This window comes from Bradyrhizobium sp. CSA112 (assembly GCF_029051645.1).
GTDB lineage: Bacteria > Pseudomonadota > Alphaproteobacteria > Rhizobiales > Xanthobacteraceae > Bradyrhizobium.
The window spans coordinates 128,244-147,620 of record NZ_JAACFS010000010.1 but is presented as its reverse complement, the minus strand read 5'-3'; the positions used below and the strand labels follow the sequence as shown (position 1 = coordinate 147,620).

At 57.1% G+C, this 19,377-nt stretch carries 11 protein-coding genes; 10 read left to right on the top strand and 1 reads right to left on the bottom strand.

The window, feature by feature from the left end; genetic code table 11:
- Positions 1-348: 348 nt before the first annotated feature.
- The 6 genes from GWE18_RS19355 to mcrC all read left to right on the top strand — a co-directional run bounded on the left by GWE18_RS19355 (position 349) and on the right by mcrC (position 10,436).
- Complete coding sequence (locus GWE18_RS19355) at positions 349-3,087, top strand: DEAD/DEAH box helicase family protein (protein WP_275187302.1); 2,739 nt, start codon at positions 349-351, stop codon at positions 3,085-3,087.
- Positions 3,087-4,607, top strand: coding sequence for a restriction endonuclease subunit S (locus GWE18_RS19350; protein WP_275187301.1), 1,521 nt, complete (start codon positions 3,087-3,089; stop codon positions 4,605-4,607). The genes GWE18_RS19355 and GWE18_RS19350 overlap by 1 nt, the downstream gene beginning before the upstream one ends.
- Before the next feature lie 2 nt (positions 4,608-4,609).
- A complete protein-coding gene (locus GWE18_RS19345; protein WP_275187300.1) occupies positions 4,610-5,557 on the top strand; it encodes a toll/interleukin-1 receptor domain-containing protein in 948 nt (315 codons plus the stop codon).
- Positions 5,554-7,008: a class I SAM-dependent DNA methyltransferase gene (locus tag GWE18_RS19340; protein WP_275187299.1), complete on the top strand. Its 1,455-nt coding sequence runs from the start codon at positions 5,554-5,556 to the stop codon at positions 7,006-7,008. The genes GWE18_RS19345 and GWE18_RS19340 overlap by 4 nt, the downstream gene beginning before the upstream one ends.
- A 105-nt stretch (positions 7,009-7,113) precedes the next feature.
- Positions 7,114-9,336 carry an AAA family ATPase gene (locus GWE18_RS19335; protein WP_275187298.1) on the top strand — a complete coding sequence of 741 codons (2,223 nt, stop codon included), beginning with the start codon at positions 7,114-7,116 and terminating at the stop codon, positions 9,334-9,336.
- The gene (gene mcrC, locus GWE18_RS19330; RefSeq protein WP_275187297.1) at positions 9,333-10,436 is read left to right on the top strand and encodes a 5-methylcytosine-specific restriction endonuclease system specificity protein McrC; all 1,104 of its coding nucleotides are present in this window, start codon (positions 9,333-9,335) and stop codon (positions 10,434-10,436) included. Before GWE18_RS19335 ends, mcrC begins: the two co-directional genes overlap by 4 nt.
- Positions 10,437-10,441: 5 nt before the next feature.
- On the opposite strand, the gene GWE18_RS19325 is transcribed toward mcrC, so the two are convergent.
- Entirely contained in the window at positions 10,442-11,536 is a 1,095-nt protein-coding gene (locus tag GWE18_RS19325) for a hypothetical protein (protein WP_275187295.1), read from the bottom strand.
- Between the two features lie 69 nt (positions 11,537-11,605).
- Here GWE18_RS19325 and zorA point away from each other — a divergent pair, with 69 nt between their 5' ends.
- Genes zorA through GWE18_RS19305 form a run of 4 tightly spaced genes read left to right on the top strand, consistent with a single transcriptional unit; the run spans position 11,606 to position 19,050 of the window.
- Positions 11,606-13,627 carry an anti-phage ZorAB system protein ZorA gene (gene zorA / locus GWE18_RS19320; RefSeq protein ID WP_275187294.1) on the top strand — a complete coding sequence of 674 codons (2,022 nt, stop codon included), beginning with the start codon at positions 11,606-11,608 and terminating at the stop codon, positions 13,625-13,627.
- Positions 13,628-13,682: 55 nt separating this feature from the next.
- Positions 13,683-14,702 carry a hypothetical protein gene (locus GWE18_RS19315; RefSeq protein WP_275187293.1) on the top strand — a complete coding sequence of 340 codons (1,020 nt, stop codon included), beginning with the start codon at positions 13,683-13,685 and terminating at the stop codon, positions 14,700-14,702.
- Positions 14,699-16,141: an EH signature domain-containing protein gene (locus tag GWE18_RS19310; RefSeq protein ID WP_275187292.1), complete on the top strand. Its 1,443-nt coding sequence runs from the start codon at positions 14,699-14,701 to the stop codon at positions 16,139-16,141. Before GWE18_RS19315 ends, GWE18_RS19310 begins: the two co-directional genes overlap by 4 nt.
- Positions 16,138-19,050: a DEAD/DEAH box helicase gene (locus GWE18_RS19305; protein WP_275187291.1), complete on the top strand. Its 2,913-nt coding sequence runs from the start codon at positions 16,138-16,140 to the stop codon at positions 19,048-19,050. The genes GWE18_RS19310 and GWE18_RS19305 overlap by 4 nt, the downstream gene beginning before the upstream one ends.
- Positions 19,051-19,377: the final 327 nt, after the last annotated feature.

The following is a 19,377-nucleotide window of genomic DNA, read 5'->3' as shown; positions in this document are numbered from 1 at the left end:
GGATTTGCAAGGAAGCCAAAGTCCCACGACGGCTATTCCGCAAACACAGTGAAATTCTCGCTGGCACTTTCTAGTCGCTCGTTCTGGCCCTTAGTGCGAGCCTGTCAGGCTCATAACCTGAAGGTCATAGGTTCAAATCCTATCCCGCAACCAAGATAAGATGCTGATTAATCAGTGTAACTGGAAAGCCGCCCCGATGGGGCGCTTTTTTTTCTGAGAATCGCCGCCGAGTCGCCACGAGAGAAAACGTCCAGGCAAGCTTCTTGTTGGTGCGGCTGAGGTTGGTGTCCACTGCTGTTCTTGGGATCAGATTTGCGTCACGGTCGTGCGTCCCGCATAAATTGCAATATGAACGATTTCGCCTTTCATCCAGAAGATAAGGCCCGGTCCCTGATTGACCGGCGGCTTGTCGCGTCCGGATGGCTGATCCAGTCCAAGGCTGAAATGAACCTTGGCGCTGGATTGGGCGTGGCGCTGCGCGAGTTCCAGACGTCTTCCGGTCCCGTGGACTATGGCTTGTTCGTAGGTCGGAAGCTCTGCGGCGTGATCGAGGCCAAACCGGAAGGCACCACGCTTTCGGGCTATTCCGAGCAGGCGGCGCGATACATCGCGGATGTGCCGAAGCACCTCGTCCGCGAGGAAGGTCAGGTCCGGTTCGAATATGTGGCCTCAGGCGCGGAGACGCTGTTTCGCGACCACGCCGACCCTGATCCGGTGTCGCGCCGCGTCTTTGCCTTTCATCGGCCGGAGACGTTGGAACGTGAGCTAAGGGAGCCTCTCACTTTGCGCGGCCGGCTTCGGGTCATGCCGCCATTCATCACCGACGGCCTGCGCGCCTGCCAGATTGACGCCGTGTCAGCGCTCGAAGGTTCCATGGCTCAAAACCGTCCCCGTGCGCTGGTACAAATGGCGACCGGCGCCGGCAAGACCTTCACTGCCTGCACCTTGAGTTACCGGCTGCTGGCACACGCCGGATTCAAGCGAATCCTGTTCCTGGCCGATCGCGCCAACCTCGTCCGCCAGACACGCGACGAATATCTAGCCTACCGGCCGCCCGGAACCGGCCGCTCGTTCTCCGAAATCTACAACGTCCAGAAACTCGGCGCGGCGGGCCTCGACAAGGATGCGCAAATCGTGATCGCCACGATCCAGCGCGTCTACTCGGTTCTCACCGGCAAGGAATTGTCGGAAGAAGAGGAAGAGGCATCGTCGTTTGAATTGTCGCGGGCAGACACCGAGCGGCTCGTTTCCTACAACCCGTCGATCCCGATCGAGAGTTTCGACCTCGTCATAACAGACGAATGCCATCGCTCGATCTACGGCACCTGGCGTCAGGTACTTGAATATTTCGATGCCTTCACGGTGGGGCTGACCGCAACGCCCTCGCTGCACACGCTCGGTTTCTTCGGCAAGAACCTCGTCGCGCAATATCCTTATGAGCGTTCCGTGGTCGACGGCGTGAACGTCGGATTCGAGGTGTTCCGGATTCGCACCGAGATCGGCGAGCGCGGCGCGACGGTAAAGGCCGGCTATGACCTGCCGGTGCGGGACAAGCGCACGCGGGCGGAGCGCTACGAAACTCTCGAAGCGGATTTCAGCTACGCCCCGGATCAGATCGACCGTTCGGTGTTGGTGCCGAACCAGATCCGCACCGTTCTCGAAACCTATCGGGATTCCCTTTTCACCGAATTGTTTCCCGGGCGCTCCGAGGTGCCGAAAACGCTGATATTTGCCAAGGATGATCACCACGCCGAGGAGATCACAACCCTCGTCCGCGAGGTGTTCGGCAAGGGCAACGACTTTGCCAAGAAGATCACCTACAAGACCGATGGCGCCGACCCCGAGTCGCTGATCCGGTCGTTCCGCAACGACTATAACCCCCGCATCGCAGTCACCGTCGACATGATCGCCACCGGCACCGACGTCAAACCGCTGGAAGTGCTGATCTTCATGCGTGACGTCAGGTCCGAACTCTATTTCGAGCAGATGAAAGGCCGGGGCGCGCGCACCATCTCTGCGGAAAAGCTGCGCGAGGTAACGCCGGATGCCGAGGCAAAAACCCGGTTCGTGCTGATCGACGCGGTCGGGGTGTCGGAAAGCCTGAAAACTGTTTCGCAACCGCTAGAGCGCGACCGTGTCATTTCCTTCGACAGGCTGATCGACGACATTGCCGCCGGCCGGCGGGACGACGACGCCTTCGCCACGCTCGCGGCCCGCCTGGCCGCGCTCGACCGGCGGATCGGCGACAAAGACCGTGCGGCGATCGTCAAGGCCTCGGGCGGCGTCGATCTTTCTGGCCTCGCCTCGCGCCTGCTCGACGCCGTCGATCCGGACGCACTGGCGAAGCGTGTGCCGAAGGATGCGCCGGAACCCGAGCAGAAGAAGGCGCGCGAGGCGGCGAAGGATGCGGCGGCAACCATCTTTGACGATCCGACGCTGCGGCGTCTGCTGAAGGACGTCAAGGCCTCTGCCGATATCCGCATCGACACGATCTCCACCGACGCCGTCGTCTCATCCGGGTGGGACGAGAAAAAGGCCACCGACACGGTTGAGCGCTTCAAGCGCTTTCTGGAGGAGCGGCGCGACGAACTCGCCGCCCTGCAAATCCTCTACCGGCTGCCCTATGCGCAACGGCGACTGACCTACGAGGCGGTGGACGATCTCAAGGAGGCGCTGAAACGCCCGCCCTGGCTTCTCGAACCCGTCGACATCTGGCGCGCGTACAAGCGCCTCGCATCCGACAAGGTTCGCGGCAACCCGGCGGGGACGCTGGCTGACATCGTCATGCTGGTGCGCTATGCGATCGCGAGCAGCGAGTCCCTAGAGCCTTTGCCTTCGGTAATTGCCGGACGCTTCAACTTGTGGCTCGGCCGCGAGGAAAAGGCCGGGCGCTCCTATAGCGAGGAGCAGCGTGCCTGGCTGAGGGCGATCCGTGATCACCTCGGGGTCAACATCGAAATCCGGCCGGAGGACATGATGGATGCGCCGGAATTCGCCGGGCGCGGCGGCATTGTGCGGGCGCGGGCGCTGTTCGGCGCCAGGCTACCGGCGCTCCTCGATGAACTCTCAGATGTGTTGGTGGCTTGATGGTCGTTGGTGCTGCGGTGGCGGAAAAAGTAGAGGATTTAGAGAAGCCGGATGGGCCTTGGTTGCTGCCAGATGGGTGGGAGTGGGTGCCGCTAAAGCGTCTCTCAAGCTTCATAGGGCGGGGTCGTGGGCCGACCTACGTTGCAAGCGGCGGCGTGCCTGTCGTCAATCAAAAGTGCATTCGTTGGCATCGCCTTGAACCGAAGCATTTCAAGCTCACCTCGCGTGATGCCTTTGATCGCTTGGCAACTGAACTTCACATCAGGGCTGGAGATCTCCTTTGGAACTCCACCGGCACGGGCACGATTGGGCGCGCAGTAGTCTACGACGGGTCGATTCCTGAATTGACCATCGACTCGCATGTCACATTGGTTAGACCAACTTCCGTCGAGCCTTCCTATCTTGGTTATTTTATCGAAACGCTACGTGTTCAACATCTGGTTATTGATGGGCACGTTGGGTCGACTAACCAGCAAGAACTCCCCCGATCTTTTGTCGAAGATTTGTTGATTCCACTCCCGCCGTCGGCCGAGCAGTGCCGCATCGTGGCGCGGCTGGACGCGCTGTTTGCGGAAATTGCCGATGGAGAGGCGGCGCTGGCGATGGTGCAGGAGGGCCTTGGCACCTTCCGTCGCGCGCTTTTGAAATCCGCTGTCACTGGCGAACTGACGAAGGACTGGCGTGCAGCGAACCCCGGCTCCGAGACGGGGACCGACCTTTTCGCCCGCATCGGCAAAAAGCGCGTGCACCAAGGAGCCCGTGCTCGCGTCGCCGAGCCCGCACGGCTCGACACGTCCACTCTGCCACAGCTTCCCCGTGGTTGGAACTGGGCAACCTTGGACGGGATTGCGGAGAGCGTCAGGAATGGAACGTCGGCCGCTCCGCGCGCCGCCTCAAACGATCACGAGATCCTACGCATTTCAGCGGTAAGACCTCTTCGGATCGACGAAACCCAGATCCGCTTTCTGGATAGCGATCAGGCCAAAGCCGCGGCCGCCGCGACAGTCGAGGCGGGTGATCTGCTCTTTACCCGATACAATGGATCAGCCGAGCTCGTCGGGGTTGGTGCGATCTATAGAGGGCCCAAACGTTTCTATCCTGACAAGATCATCCGCGTGCGTCTTGAACCTGTTCTCTCCATGCTGGCGGAGTTTGTCGAGCTTGCCGTAAACACTGGCGTCAGTCGAAAGCATATCGCCGCAAACATCAAAACCACGGCTGGACAGCAGGGGCTTTCAGGGGAGTCGCTAAAGGCAACACCTATCCCTATCCCACCCCCCGCCGAAGCCGAAGAAGTCGTCCGCCGTGTCTCGGATGCACTATCGGCCTCCGCTGACACGCTTGCCCTGCTTGATGCCGAGGCGGCCGATGTGGCCCGGCTGAAGCAATCCATTCTCAAGGCAGCCTTCGAGGGCCGCCTTGTACCGCAAGACCCAGCCGACGAATCCGCAAGCGCACTCCTCGCCCGTTTAATCTCCCATCCAACCGCCAAGCGCGCGCGGACGAAGGGCGGTTCCTGACGATGGCGAAAGCGTTCATTTCCTATTCCCATCGCGACGAAGTCTTCCGACAGGAGCTTGAGACCCATCTTGCGCCGCTCCGGCGGCAAGGTTTGCTCTCGGTCTGGCACGACCGCCGGATCACGGCGGGCGACGCCCTTGACGATGCCATCTCAGAGCATCTTGAAAGTGCCGACTTGATCCTGATGTTGATCAGCGCCGATTTCGTAGCCTCCGACTATTGCTACGCACGCGAGATGACCCGCGCGCTTGCGCGTCATGACGCGAAAGCTGCCCGTGCGATCTCGATTGTCTGCCGCCCCTGTGATTTCCACGGATTGCCCTTTGCCAGGTTTGTGATGCTCCCGACCGATGCCAAGGCTGTCTCGTCATGGGCTGATCGCGACGCGGCATGGGTTGATGTTGTCCGTGGAATCCGCCGGGCGCTGGAAGCGACCACCGCAGCGCAAGAGCCGCAGGCGCACACGACCTTGGAAGCCGACGTCCGTCCAACACTGGCAGCCGAAAGGCCTCGCCTCCCCCGTCGCACAACAGACCTTCAGATGGACGGCTTCTCGCGGAATGCCATGCGGGATGTCGGAACATTCTTCCAAAAGGAACTCGACATGCTGGAGATGCGTGACCCAGCGTGGAAAGGCGAGTTCAGGCAAATCGACGCGAATCGGTTCACCGGCCAAGTCTATCTGGATGAAAAGGAGGTGGCCTCCTGTACTATTTTCCGTGGCGGGATGGAGCCGCGAACAATCCACTATTCGCAAGGCTTGATCTCAACTGCCATCAGCTGGAACGAGGCCTTGACGGTCGGGGCGGATGAAGGCGGGCCGTATCTCAAACCCATGGGCATGGCGATGCACTTTCGAGGTCAACAGCCAAGCCGCATGGAGCCGTTCGACGCAGCACAGTTCCTATTTGAAATGCTCATGGATCAGGCGAGGAGCCGAGTAAGATGAACGCCCAAACCCTCGTCGCCAAGGTCTGGAACTTCGCACATGTGCTGCGCGATCAGGGCGTCTCCTATCAGGCGTATATCAGCCAGATTTCCTATCTCCTCTTCCTCAAGATGGACGAAGAGCGTGTCACGCAAATCGGCGAGGCCTCCATGCTTCCTGCCGGCGCGCGCTGGAGCGACATCAAGGACCTTTCCGGCGAGGCGCTGAATGCCACCTATGTAAAGTTGCTCGACAAGCTGTCGAAGCAGGGCGGTATCATTGGCGCGATCTTCCTCAAGGCGCAGAACGAGATTCAGGACCCGGCCAAACTCAAACGTCTGGTCGGCCTGATCGAAAGTGAGGTCTGGCTCGGTCTGCCGGTGGATGTGAAGGGCGATATCTATGAGGGCCTGCTTGCCCGCAACGCCGAGGACGTGAAATCGGGCGCGGGCCAATACTTCACGCCGCGCTCGCTGATCGAGGCGATGGTGCAGGTGGTCGATCCCAAACCGAATCAGACGATCCATGATCCGGCCTGCGGCACGGCAGGCTTCTTGCTCGCCGCCTGGCAACACATGAAGCAGCACCCGAAGGCCAGGGATCGCGGCGTCTATTCCGCCTTGAAGAACAAATTTTCCGGCGTTGATATCGTACCGGAGGTCGTCCGCTTGGCCGCGATGAACCTGTACCTGCACGGCATCACCGGCGTCGATTCAATTGTCGAGGCCAAGGACGCGCTACTCGGTGCGGGCGGTAAGAGCTATGATGTCATACTCACCAATCCGCCCTTCGGTAAGAAGCAGAGTTATCGAATCATCCGCGATGACGGCGAGATCGACAGCGAGCGCGAGGATTACGACCGGCAGGACTTCTTCGTCACGACATCAAACAAGCAGTTGAACTTCCTGCAGCACATCATGACCGTGCTGGCGCCGAATGGTGAAGCCGCCGTTGTGCTGCCCGACAACGTGCTGTTCGAGGGCGGTGCGGGCGAGACGATCCGACGCAGACTGCTCAAGAACTTCGATTTTCACACGCTGTTGCGGCTGCCGACAGGCATCTTCTACAAGCAAGGCGTCAAGGCCAACGTGTTGTTCTTCGACAAGAAGCCGCCCTCTGAGACCGCGGCAACAAAGGATCTCTGGATTTACGACCTCCGTACCAACCAGCGGTTCACATTGAAGGAGCGTCCCATGGTACGGGCTGATCTCCATGACTTCATCAACTGCTACCAGTCTGGCCACCGCTCCAAGCGCGAAGAGTCTGAAAAGTTCAAGCGCTTCCCGCTGGACACCTTGCTGGCGCGCGACAAGGTCAATCTCGACATCTTCTGGGTGAAGGATCACGCGCTAGACGATCCCGATCTGCTGCCACCACCCGACGAGGTGGCGGCCGAAATCGTCGAAAGTCTGGAGACGGCTCTCGACCGCTTCCGTAACGTAGCCAAGGCGCTCGGCGAGGGACCTATATAAGCGACTCAAACTTTCCGCGTTGGTGTAGCGCATTGACGCGCTAAGTTGGCATCAGTTCTCACAGCGTACCCAAATAATTTCCTGAAAAGCGACCGAGAGAACGGCATGGCAGAGGAACCGCGGCTCGACCTAGAGAAGTCATACGAGACTATCCGCAAGGCCGCGCTTGAGCGGCGCTTCGTAAGTTATCTCGATCTCGCAGAAGCAAGCGGGGTCTCTTGGAACGCGGCCTTTCGTCGAATGCCGCAGCATCTCGGCCAGCTCGTGTTGTTAGCTCATCAGCGCGGCTGGCCGATGCCCAGTGCAATTGTAGTCAACAGAGACGACGTTGCTACAGGCAAGTTGGAAGGCACGGCTCGGGATGGTTTGATCGCGGCCGCAAAAGACGTAGGGCTCGCAGTCGGTGATCCCGAACAGTTTGTGCAAGATCAGCAAGCAAAGGTTTTTGCGTGGGCCCCGACGTCGCCGGAAAGGCTGCACCCCTTACCAAGTAACGGCGAGACAGATCTTAAGGGGCCACGCTTCCTTCATTTTCTTGGGCCTGTTCTACGTGCGTTGCGCGCCATGGGCGGAGAGGGGAAGCCCAAGGAAGTAGTAGACTGGATAGCGGAGCATGAACCCGCTGCAAAAGAGGTGGTTGGTACAGTCACCAAGGGTGGTAATCCCAGCTTCGAGAACAAGGTTGGCTGGGCGCGCTTTTATCTTGTGAAAGCGGGCCTCATCGATGACAAGCGTCGTGGCATATGGAAGCTGACACAGGAGGGGCGGGAGACTGACCTCGATCATGCCGGGGCACTTACGATATTTAAGGAGGTCAGGGCCGTCGGATGGGAGGACAGCGAAGAGGACGAGCCCGCGCCGGTAGCGACGGGAACTGCGACGGAGCTGTTTGATGACCCCGCGCGCCAGTTTTGGTTTGCAGGGGCGGCTTGGGATGAAGGGGACCAGCTCGAACGCTTTCTAAGAGAAGGCATTTGGGAGAATGGCTACGAGACAAAATTCTCGGAGCTTGTGCGCACGATGCGACAGGGCGATCGGATTGCGATCAAGTCCTCATTTGTCAAGAAGAACAACTTGCCTTTCAATGCAGGCGGCAAGTCTGTCTCCTGCATGCGTATTAAAGCAATCGGTACCATCACCGCAAATCCTGGAGATGGCAAAACGGTGCAGGTTGATTGGACGCCCCTTGACCCCCCGCGCGACTGGTTTCTCTACACGTATCGTACGACGCTTCATCAGGCAGATCCTGGCGACGATTTAAGCCGTCGGCTCATACTGTTCGCTTTTGGCGGTATTCCGCAGGATTATCTTTTCTGGACACAACTTCCCTATTTTGCGCGGAAGTTCTCCGTGAGTGGGGAAGGCCCTCCGGCCATTTTGCTGGACCCGGAGGATGCGGAGCCTGACGCGACTGACGAGCCCGCAGAAATCCAAGCTTATGAAGTTAGCAATATTGTCGAAGAAGGATGCTTCCAGCCGCGCGAAGCCCTCGAAGCGACCCTGAAGCGGCTCAGGGAAAAGAAGAACATCATTCTTCAGGGGCCACCCGGAACGGGGAAGACCTGGCTAGCCAAGCGGCTCGCATACGCGCTGATTGGGACAAGGGACAGAGCGGTCACGCGTACGCGCGTTCGCATCGTGCAGTTTCATCCATCTTTGTCCTACGAGGATTTCGTGCGTGGCTGGCGTCCGACTGATGGTGGGAAACTCGAATTGGCCGACGGCCTCTTTCTAAAGCTTGTTCAGGCAGCATCGGCCGTTCCAGAGCCGTTCATACTGATCATCGAGGAGATCAATCGCGGCAACCCGGCGCAAGTGTTCGGGGAAATGCTCACGCTTTTGGAGGATACAAAGCGGAAGCAGGACGAGGCCCTAGAGCTGGCCTATAGTCGTGATGGCGAGCGCGTTTACATCCCCGCCAATTTGCACGTTATCGGCACAATGAACGTTGCCGACCGGTCCCTCGCTCTCGTTGACCTAGCTTTGCGGCGCAGGTTTGCTTTCATCACCCTGCGGCCCGAGCTTGGGCCGCTTTGGCGGACATGGTGCGCCGAAAAAGCGAACCTAGAGCAATCGACGATTGATTTGATCGAGCAAAAAATGGGCGATCTTAACAAAGAGATAGCGGACGATCGTTCTCTTGGCCCTCAGTTTCGCATCGGGCATAGCTATGTAACTCCCCAGGAGGGAGTTGTCATTTCGGACGGGAAGGCCTGGTTCAGCCAAATTGTCCAAACCGAAATAGCACCGCTTCTCGAAGAATACTGGTTCGACGCCCCGGACAAGGCCGCCGAAGCCAAGAAGCGGCTGTTGGTGGGATTGTTTTGAGCATCGTTGCAATTGCGGAAGAACCCGTCCGTCTTGCGGGACGCATTCCCGTTCGAAATCTTTGGCTTCTTCTTTTGTATGCATCTGACCTCGGCCGCTATGTTGGGCAATTCACCGGAATGGTGGAAGAGTCCCCGAATCTGCCGAGTCTGATTGGGCGCCTACTCGCATTTGCGGTCGAACGCCGACTGCGGCGCAACCTCAGTCGCGGATATATGCGCAAGGAAGCCATCCTTTCCCGGATACGAGGCCGTATCGATATCCGGAAGACCTATGCGCGCGACCTGCTGTCGGTTGGTCGAGTGGCGGTACGCTTCGACGACCACACCATTGACACGCCGCGAAACCGCTTCGTCCGTGCAGCGCTCGACGCGGTCGCTGGGCGCGTCAGCGACGCAGATCTCTCGCATCGCTGTCGTCGCCTCGCTGGCGATCTCGGCAGGCTTGGTGTGCCCGGCGTCCGCCCATCACGAGCGGCAATGTCTGCCGACCGGCTTGGACGCAACGACGCCGAAGACCTTCTTATGATTACGTTGGCCCGGATCGTATTCGATCTCGTCTTGCCTTTAGAAAATGAAGGAGATCATGCACTAGTACAACTAGATCGTGATGAAATGATAATTTGGAAGCTGTTCGAGAAGGCCATCGGGAATTTTTACGCAGTGGAGCTAGGTGCAGCGTCAGGGTGGCGCGTGCAGCAAGGACGCAGATTCCAATGGCAATACAAAGACGCGTCGTCCGGGATCGATATGGTCCTGCCAAATATGCAGACCGACATAATTCTTGAGAATCCGTCGGCAGGGCGACGCATTGTGATCGACACCAAATTTACGTCTATCTTCTCAAGCACAGCCTATCGGGACACCGTCTTGAAGAGCGGCTACCTCTATCAAATGTACGCCTACCTGCGTTCGCAGGAGAATATCGGCGATCCTCTTTGCGATAACGCGGAAGGCATCCTCTTGCACCCTGCCATCGACGTTGATGTCGACGAGTACATCACAATCCAGGGACATCGCATTCGGTTTTTGACGGTCAATCTTGCACGCCAATCGTCTGAAATACTGGCGCTTCTTCGCGCTGTTCCGGCTTTGAATTAATTGGTTTAGGCTAGGTGTGTCGTCCACCGGCGACCGAGCCACGCAATGTCGCGCGATTGCTCACTCTTGTGAGAAATCAGCACGTCCCAAACACGGTCTGAAGGTTCAAGGCGCGCGTATACTCTACCAGCGTCGTCTTGGCCGTCGCTCATATGTCGCTCCCACCAGTCATCTAGGCCTTTGAGCTTCTTCCAAGTCGGGGGGAGGCGGCCATTTGCGATGCGTAACTCAGAAAGACCGCGATAAAGTGCCCTTCGGTTGGAGAATTCAGCAGCAATCACGATGAGGCTGTCGCGTATCAATCGCACCCCAGGAAGCAGAGTTTCGAACACCACCTCAATTTCGCTTTTTAGTTTTCCTGGCGGAGCAATTGGCCGATCCACACGGGTTTCATTTGCGAGTTGTGCAGCCGCAAGCGCGGCTAAGTCGGCCTCCTGGCGCAAACTTCGTTCGAGTTCGATTGCCGCCCTTAGCTCATCGATCTCTGTTTGTGTTTGGCCAACATTGCTTTGCTCCAGTCTTAGGCGAGTGACCTCGGCCCGCAACGCAGCCTCGCGCGCCTTAGCGGAAGCAAGTTCACCGGTGATCAGCCGAACGCGATATTCGTCTAAAGTCCCGTGGCTCGGAACGTTAATAGGTTGACCGCCGGCCACCTCTGTAAGGAGCGCCGACAGTGATTCTTGTCCTTTGGGCTTGGTGACGCGGATGAACCAGTCAGCCTCCAGGCCGTCAACCGGATCGCCGAGATACCTTCCCGTTCTGATAACATCGTACCCGGAGTCCTTAAGCGTCCCCGCGGCAGTTTCACAAGCTATGCCGGGCCCTGAGAGCAATACGTACGCTTCTTCGATCCCTTCGATTACCGCGAAATTTGGCTGAGTCGCTCCAATGCTTGCTTCCCGGTGCACGCAATCGCCCGGAGGAAAAGCTTCGCTACCTATATCAATACGTCCATCCGGAAGTTCCAAAGGATATGCTAGCCCGCGCCAGATTGCTCCTTCCCTTCCATCGGGAAGACGGACAAGCGCGCACTCGCGAGTCTCGAAAACTTGGCTGCCATTAAAAATTGCTATCATCATGATTGTGCTGTTAGATAACACACGTATTTTGAAAAGGTCAGCCGACGTAAACCGGTTGCCCTAGGGTTAGTTATTGGGGCCTGAATATCAATGGAAATGCAGGTTGTCGCCGAATTCGTCTCTCATAGAGAGACGGTTTTCGGCGTAGGCATAGTGCTGGTGCTATGGGCTTTCGCATCGGGGGTGTCACTTTCGCGGGGTACGAACCGATTAATTGGCGCGCTTGGCGTCGCCAAAAGCGTGATTGAAAAAGCCCGTAATCCTACGGAGTTTGCCGAGAATTACGAGGCCATCTCGCCCAAAATTGGCGCCGACCCGGTTCTGGGCTCGCGCTGGCGCGAGTATACCGAGTCTCTAGTCTTGCCTCAGGAAGGCAATCGGCCAATACGCGCTACTACACGGGCAGCAGCGTGGTTCGACACGGGTCTTCTGCGGGTTCCGGCTATTGGAGTAGATGCAAGATATCATGCTGCCCTTCCGAATCTTTTGGTTGGAGCCGGCCTGCTGTTCACCTTTCTCGGCTTGGCTGCCGCGCTTGGAACAGCGGGGGGGATCATTGGAGGAGGAGATCAGGCAGGCAGAAATAATGCCTTGAAGGTCTTACTCGATACAGCATCCTTCAAGTTCATCACGTCACTCATCGGCTTGCTGCTCTCCATTTGGTACGCGCTATTTCGCAAGGGCTGTTTGAAGCGAATTGAGCGAGCGATCGATGGATTTTTGACGGTCTTAGAAACGAGGGTTCCTCTCCTAACTCCTGTCGCCCTGCAGCAAGAGGCGAACGAACTTCTCAAGCGCCAGTCGACCCAATTAGAGACTTTTTCGACCGATCTCGCGGTCAACCTTGGCGCAGCTTTTGATAGCGCGTTCAATGATCGGTTGGGCGAGCACATCGCGCCCCTGACAAGCGCCATGCAACGTCTTGCTGATAGCGTCGGCTCAAAAAATGAAGACGCGCTGAAAGCCATGCTGGACACCTTCGTTCAACGGCTCCAAGGCGGAACCGGCGATCGGATGCAAGAGGTTGCGGAAAGCCTCGGGGGTCTAAGCTCACGGCTCGAAGGTCTTCAGTCAGGCCTTGGAGATGCCGCCGAGCGAATGGCGCAATCCGCTGATGCGATGGCTAGTCGGATGGGCGAAGGTGCCGAAGCCGCGCTTTCGCGGATTACGGACCAGATTGGCGGACTAGCGGATGGACTAAGGAATATCGTCGATCAAACAAGTGCGGCGGGGACCAATGCCGGTCGTGATATGTCGGAACGAATCGAAGCAGCTGCCAAAATGTTTGAGCAGGCTGCTCGAGGCGTTTCCGAGAGCCTCACTGCCGCTGCCGTCGGCATGGAAGAGCGTATCGGAGAGCAGGCAACACAGAGCTCCGCGCGCCTCTCTACGCAGCTCGAAGCCGTTGTGGAAGAACTGCGGTTGCTCGCTGAAAATAGTCGAACTACTGGCACGGAAGCCTTGACCGCTCTGGCGGAGCGAGTTGGAGCCGCCGCGGCTACGTTCGAGTCGACCGCCTCAAGGGTCGCGGGCGAACTTGGTGATGCCGCTACCAACACAAGCAAGACATGGGAGCGAGAGGCCGAACAATCGGCTCTCCGTATCGTGAGCGCGTCAGAAAGTCTGGCGGGCCGTGTCTCTGATATAGGCGCCGCCACCAACGCGATGGTCGACAAAATGACCGATCTACAGCGCGCTACGCAAGAGGCCGTAACCCCGTTGGCCGCGACAGCAAACGAAATGAAACTCGCGGGGCAAGCCGCGAGGAATGCTGCTGAGCCATTGAACCAGGTCGCTCAAATTATCGGCCGTTCGGTAGATCAAATTGCCGGCGTAGCTCAACGGCTGGATGTCACCCACACCGCCGCTGGGCGTCTGATCGAAAGTTTGGCGGCTGCGTCTCAGCGGTTCGAGGGCGTCGATCAAGAGCTATCGAAGACGCTAGTCGCTTTGCAGAATGGGCTGCAGGGCTTCACGCGTGAGGTACAGGAATTTGTGACTGGAACCGATGAGAACCTTGCAAAGGCAGCAACTCAACTTGGAAATCTGGTTAAGGGCCTCCAGGACACGCTCGATGACTTCGATCCGGTCGGCAACAGATTGAGGGCCTGATTATGCTCGGTCCGGCCGTGATTGATGGTCGAGTGGCAAATTTCGGAGCATTCAAGTGGCAGTGATGGATATAGCCGAGGAAGGCGGCGGAGAGGGCTATTTCGCGTCTGTCAGCGACATGATGGTCGGCATCCTTTTTATCTTCCTGCTCTTGCTAACGGTCTTTGCATTAAACTTCCGAGATGCTGAACAAGAACAAAAGGCTAAGTTAGCGGACTTAATTGAGGCGCAAAAACGCGCCGCAGTGGCCGAGGAACTCGCCACGGAAGCTAAATTGATCGCCCATCGGGAGGCGGCGCGCGCGGAAGCGAGCAAAGCCGAAAATGATCGATTCAGAACGCTGTTGTTCGCTGCTGTTGCTCAATTGGAGAAAGACATAAGGGATCGCGAGACCGCACGCGGTCAACTGCTGATCTCATTGCAGCAGTCCCTTAGTAATAGAGGAGTTTCGGTTTCGATTGATCCGACATCTGGCATTCTCCGCCTTCCCGAAGACCTCCTTTTTAAGACAGGAGATTCAACAATCGGAAAGGAAAACTTCTCGAAGTTGCAAACGCTCGCCGCGGTAATGGCAAGCACCCTACCTTGCTACGTCCATGGAGGAGATGCCTCCGTATGCGGCACCGTAGCGCCAATCCTAGAAACTGTCTTGGTGGAAGGGCACACGGATCGACAGGCGTACAAAAGCACTGTTGCCCCATCCGCTACCCCAGCCCCAACCGGGGGCACGCTCCCCGCTCAGCCGGTGCCGCCGTCGCCGGCTCGATTCATTGTTGCGAAAGACTCCGAACTCCGAAACGATAGGTTGTCGACGGACAGAGCGCTGAATGTCTTCAAGGAGCTTAGACAGGCCCAGCCAGCCCTGGATACACTACGAAATTCTGACCAACAGCCTCTGTTGGGTTTTTCGGGCTATGGGCAACGCCGCCCGCTGCCCGATGCTTTGGGATCCTCGCAGGCCGACTTTAAAAAAAATCGTCGCATCGATCTTCGATTCGTTCTTTCTTCCCGCACATCTGACGAATTGATGCGGTTACGTGAACAGATCCAACATGCGTTGGGCAATGGCCAATGACACACGCCTTGCAGGCAATCGATCGATTGAACGCGTTCGCAAAGCTCCTTCCACGGGCCTCTTCGAGGCTTCCGGTAAAATCGGAGAGCGCAAAAGCGGTTGATGCACTGAACGCGTCTGATTCCGCAATCTCGCTGCCAGCGGATGCGATTTTGGACGTCGTTCGTAATCGCCTTATCAAATCCTCCTCCTCCGCAGGTGCGGGTCACTATCTACAGAGTGATTTGCGCACTTCGGTGTGGCTCCTTTGGACCGAGAAGCAGCCTCTTGCAGATCTTCCCGGCCTGCTACAAGCAGTCTGGGCGCAAGCCTACAAGTCGAATGCGACCGCGCGCGCTCTGATTGAAGCGTGGCTAAGGGCGTTCTCGCGTGACAATCCTACTATTAAGCGCACAGGAATGGCGATACGACAGCTTTTGATTTTGCGGCCAAATCCACGCTTGGAGTTTTGGCGAGCCACCGATCGAAGATTCGAGATATTCAATGCCGATGAGGGACCACAAAAACTTGCTAGCCGGCTAATTGTGAGTTCAGAAGCGCTCGATGCAGAATTATCCGCCGCCGGTTTTCACGATCCGTTGCGCGCAGCCGGCAACTATATGCGCACGGTGCAGCAAGAGATCGTTATGAAGGCTTCAGGCTTTCTGACGGGATCGGATGCTGATCGATCTCTGAAGCGTACCTTAGCGTTTCTCGCGCCAAAAGGGGCCCTTCGCTTTGCGGAGCCAAAATCTCGCGGTCAAATGGCGCGGGGATTGTTGCGGCCATGGCTAGAGGCAGGAAATGAACCAGAGGAATCAATTCGCTTTCAGATCCAAAACTTCCTACTAGAACATCTCGATGATCCTCGTTTGAAGCCGCAACGCTGGCAGGAGGCAGGCGAGCCAGCGATCAATCTGATGCGCCGGTGGTTAACTCGAGCGTCACTGAGGGCATTCTTTAGCCTCATATCTGACCACGCATTGGATACTCATTGGCGATATCGAGAGGCGTTTTGGTCCGCGTGCCTGGAGAAAGACGCGACCGTCGAGGCATGGCTTGCGTTGGGAAATCGGGTTCACGCCTCCGCCCGTGCAGTCGAAGATCTGAAAGGAGCATATGCTCGCCTTGATGGAGCGAGTGGTGATCAAGCCGTATTGCTCCTGCGGGTGAAAAATCTAGTATTTTGCGAGTGGAGTCATAACGGGAAACTGCGCGCTTGGCCGGCTGATTGGTCGAACGCACCCCGTCTTGGCAATGCGAGATACACACGCACCGAATTGACGGGAAAGGGCCTTCCTTTCCCGCCTAGCGCTAGGTTTAGATCGAACGGTTCGACTGATGGAATGGGTCTCAGTCACATAGGCTCTGACCGCAATCTATGGCAGGCGAGCGCCGCTGAACTGCTTGCGCGACGAACGCAGATAGTGCTTTCCCCTGCGGACTGGCGGCCTCGATGAGCTGTCGTTTCGAGTATCAGGTGACACCCGAAGCGACTGAACTCCGCATGGGCAGTCCTCGCGGTATTCTTCCCGCGGATTCATGGTCGATCGAAGCACCATCGTCTCTACTGCCTGGCGTCGACCTCGCTCAGCGTCTCATTGCTGCTGGCGCTGCGATATCGGAAGATGACACAGTTTTTATTGAGCATCGAGCGGTTTCATCTCTGTCGGTTAGCGAAGCCAAGAGTCTAGGGCTGCCGCCGATTTCTGATGTGGTTGCTCACCTCGAAATGACAGGAATAATTGCTCGTCCGGATTTTCGTATCAAGCTAAATTGGCGGCGTGGAGGTCGGCAGCCAATAGTAGGCGCCAAACGAACGGGTGCTTGGCTACGGGTCGGCAATGAGTGGCAGCGTCTACCCGATGCGCTATTTGAGATTGCTGAAGGGGTAGATCGGCTGAATGTGCTCGCTGATGACGATTTGGGAGAGCGCCTTAAGGCGATCGCCTCGCTACGCGAGGTCCTTCCCGCTGCTATTTCATCGGCTTCAGTCGAGACGACTGGACTTATCGGCGAAATAACCATCGCGGTCGCAGACGCATTTTCATTGGATTTGGTAGGCAGTGGAAACGACGCTAAGCTTGAGCCCATCCTTCATCGAGCGGGTGGAAATCCCGAAGATCTGCTTTTGTCGACTGACGAGCAAGTTGCTTTTGGCCGAGATCAATTCAATCGTTTTGGGACAGCTCGAGCGGTTTACGCGCTCGGTAACGGCAAATACCTTGTTCTCTCCCCACCGCTGCGGAAGGCGCTTGCGGAAGTCCGGAGAGTCCAATCTTCGCCAATCGCGACAAAACGAGCCCTTCTAGCGTCTCCTAGGGCATTTTTGCGGGAGGCATTGGGAGAGGAAACTGACGAGACGGTTGTTGAGTCAGTGTTCCGCGAGACCTCAAACTATTCGGAACGGGTTATTGGACTGGGGCTTTGGCAGCCTCGTGTTCTTCCTTGGATAAAGTTAGGAACAACCAGCTGGTTTGGTCCTGAAATCGATCGCATCGGAGATACAGAACGGCCGAGCGCACCAGAAAACGCAGCCGGGATAATTATCGGCGCAGAGACTATTCCTCTATCGGATGACCAAGCGGATCAGCTCAAGACGCGTATCGAGAATGCGATCGGTGCGGATCAAAAAAATGTATCGATAGATATTGAGGGACGAACGATCGACGTCCCGGCTTCCTACGAAGCGCTTGCATCGCTGGAAGCTCTAAAGAGGGCCCGATCGTCGCCTGATCAATCGAATGATGTTACCTCACGTTCGGGAAAGGCTGCCAAGCCAAGTCCCGACAAAAAAGCTCTGGTTATCAAGCCGAACGAGCAAGAGATCCAGGTTGAAGGTAATTTTGCAAAAAGGTCTTCTCCCCCTCTCGGATTGCCGTCTGGCCTTGCCTCACGACTTAAGCATCACCAAGTTGAAGGCCTTGACTGGCTTCAGAAGGCGTGGGCCTCGGGTCGCCCGGGAGTTCTTCTCGCGGACGACATGGGCCTTGGAAAAACCTTTCAGAGTCTAGCGTTTCTCGCCTGGTTGCGTGATGGGATGGCATCGGGTGCCATCGAGCGTGCGCCGATACTTGTCGTAGCGCCTACGGGTCTTCTCGAGAACTGGCGAGCGGAACACGATCGTCACCTCTCGGCGCCGGGTCTCGGTCATTGTGTTCAGGCCTACGGACGAGCGCTTGCGGGTATCCGCAAGGTTTCATCTGACGGGCGTCCTGGTGTCGATGTTGAAGCACTTCGAAAAACTGATTGGGTGCTCACAACCTATGAAACACTGCGAGATTACGATCGCGATTTCGGCCAAGTGCGATTTTCAGCCTTGCTATTAGATGAAGCTCAAAAGATCAAAACGCCCGGAGTTCGAGTCACCGACGCTGCGAAGGCTATGAACGCAGAGTTTCGGCTTGCCATGACTGGGACACCAGTTGAGAATCGTTTGGCCGATCTCTGGTGCATTACTGACGCTGTTCATCCAGCGTGCCTAGGTGACCTGAAAACCTTTAGTGCGTCGTATGAGAAGGATCCTGATCTAGAGCGCCTCCGTCTCTTAAAATCATTTCTTGATGTTTGGCATGGCGGCAGGGCGCCCCTTTTGCTGCGTCGTCTCAAGGAAGATAAGCTTCCCGATTTGCCGCGACCGGTGCAACGTGTGTCCGAAGCAGTCATGTCAGGCGCGCAATTGGCTCAATACGAAGCGACTATCGAAGATGCGCGCAAAATCAACAAACCCGGAGCGGTTCTAGAGATACTTCAGCGTATGAGGGCCATATCGCTTCATCCGGGTGGAAATTCGCTGATGTCGGATAGCGACTTCATCGCTGCTTCCGCAAGAATGCAAATTGCATTTGATGCGCTCGATTCTATTGCTTCGCGTCGTGAGCGGGCATTGGTGTTTTTGGACGACCTAGATCTACAGGCCCGTATAGCGGGGATTATCCAGCGGCGATATGGCATGGCTGCTCCGCCGATGATTATCAACGGCAGTGTCGCTGGTGTCACTCGCCAGGCGCGAGTTGATCGTTTCCAGGTTGGCCCGGAAGTGTTCGACGCGATGATCCTTTCGCCCCGTGCCGGTGGGGTAGGGCTGACGCTTACCCACGCCAATCACGTAATTCACTTGTCTCGGTGGTGGAATCCAGCGGTAGAAGACCAATGCACCGGTCGAGTGGTGCGTATTGGTCAGACGCGCGATGTGGAGGTTCACATTCCTATCTCTTTGTTGCCGCGAGGAAATGCATCGTTCGATCAAAATTTGCATTCGCTCTTGGAGCGGAAGCGACGCTTGATGAGAGACGCGCTCTTGCCCCCTAGTGCGACGGAAGCGGATCGGAACGAACTTTTTCAGGCTACCGTTAACCAGAAGATCTAACCCCTCCGCACGTAAGCTCATAGCCGCAACTCCAGGCTCACCCGTCCAAGGCAGCGGCGAACATCCGCCGCTTCGCAAACTTCGAGGCGACCACCGCAAAGTCGTCGCAGTCGCCACCACAAGCTCTAGTCGGTCATTGGCCGGCTTCTTCCATAACATCTGATGGACGAATAATGATGACTTCTAATGATGACTTCCTGTTCTCCTCGCGTTCGCAATCTCGGGCGGGCTCTGGCGAACTCTTGTGAAAGAACTCAACCCTCTCAAGGTTAAGTCCGCCTACGGATAGTCGTTGAATTACGGTCCAAACTGGCCTTTGAATTTGTT

Coding starts and splice junctions, on each gene's coding strand:
- GWE18_RS19345 (WP_275187300.1), top strand. CDS start 4,610: ATGGCGAAAGCGTTCATTTCCTATTCCCATCGCGACGAAGTCTTCCGA.
- GWE18_RS19340 (WP_275187299.1), top strand. CDS start 5,554: ATGAACGCCCAAACCCTCGTCGCCAAGGTCTGGAACTTCGCACATGTG.
- GWE18_RS19350 (WP_275187301.1), top strand. CDS start 3,087: ATGGTCGTTGGTGCTGCGGTGGCGGAAAAAGTAGAGGATTTAGAGAAG.
- GWE18_RS19305 (WP_275187291.1), top strand. CDS start 16,138: ATGAGCTGTCGTTTCGAGTATCAGGTGACACCCGAAGCGACTGAACTC.
- zorA (WP_275187294.1), top strand. CDS start 11,606: ATGGAAATGCAGGTTGTCGCCGAATTCGTCTCTCATAGAGAGACGGTT.
- GWE18_RS19335 (WP_275187298.1), top strand. CDS start 7,114: ATGGCAGAGGAACCGCGGCTCGACCTAGAGAAGTCATACGAGACTATC.
- GWE18_RS19310 (WP_275187292.1), top strand. CDS start 14,699: ATGACACACGCCTTGCAGGCAATCGATCGATTGAACGCGTTCGCAAAG.
- GWE18_RS19355 (WP_275187302.1), top strand. CDS start 349: ATGAACGATTTCGCCTTTCATCCAGAAGATAAGGCCCGGTCCCTGATT.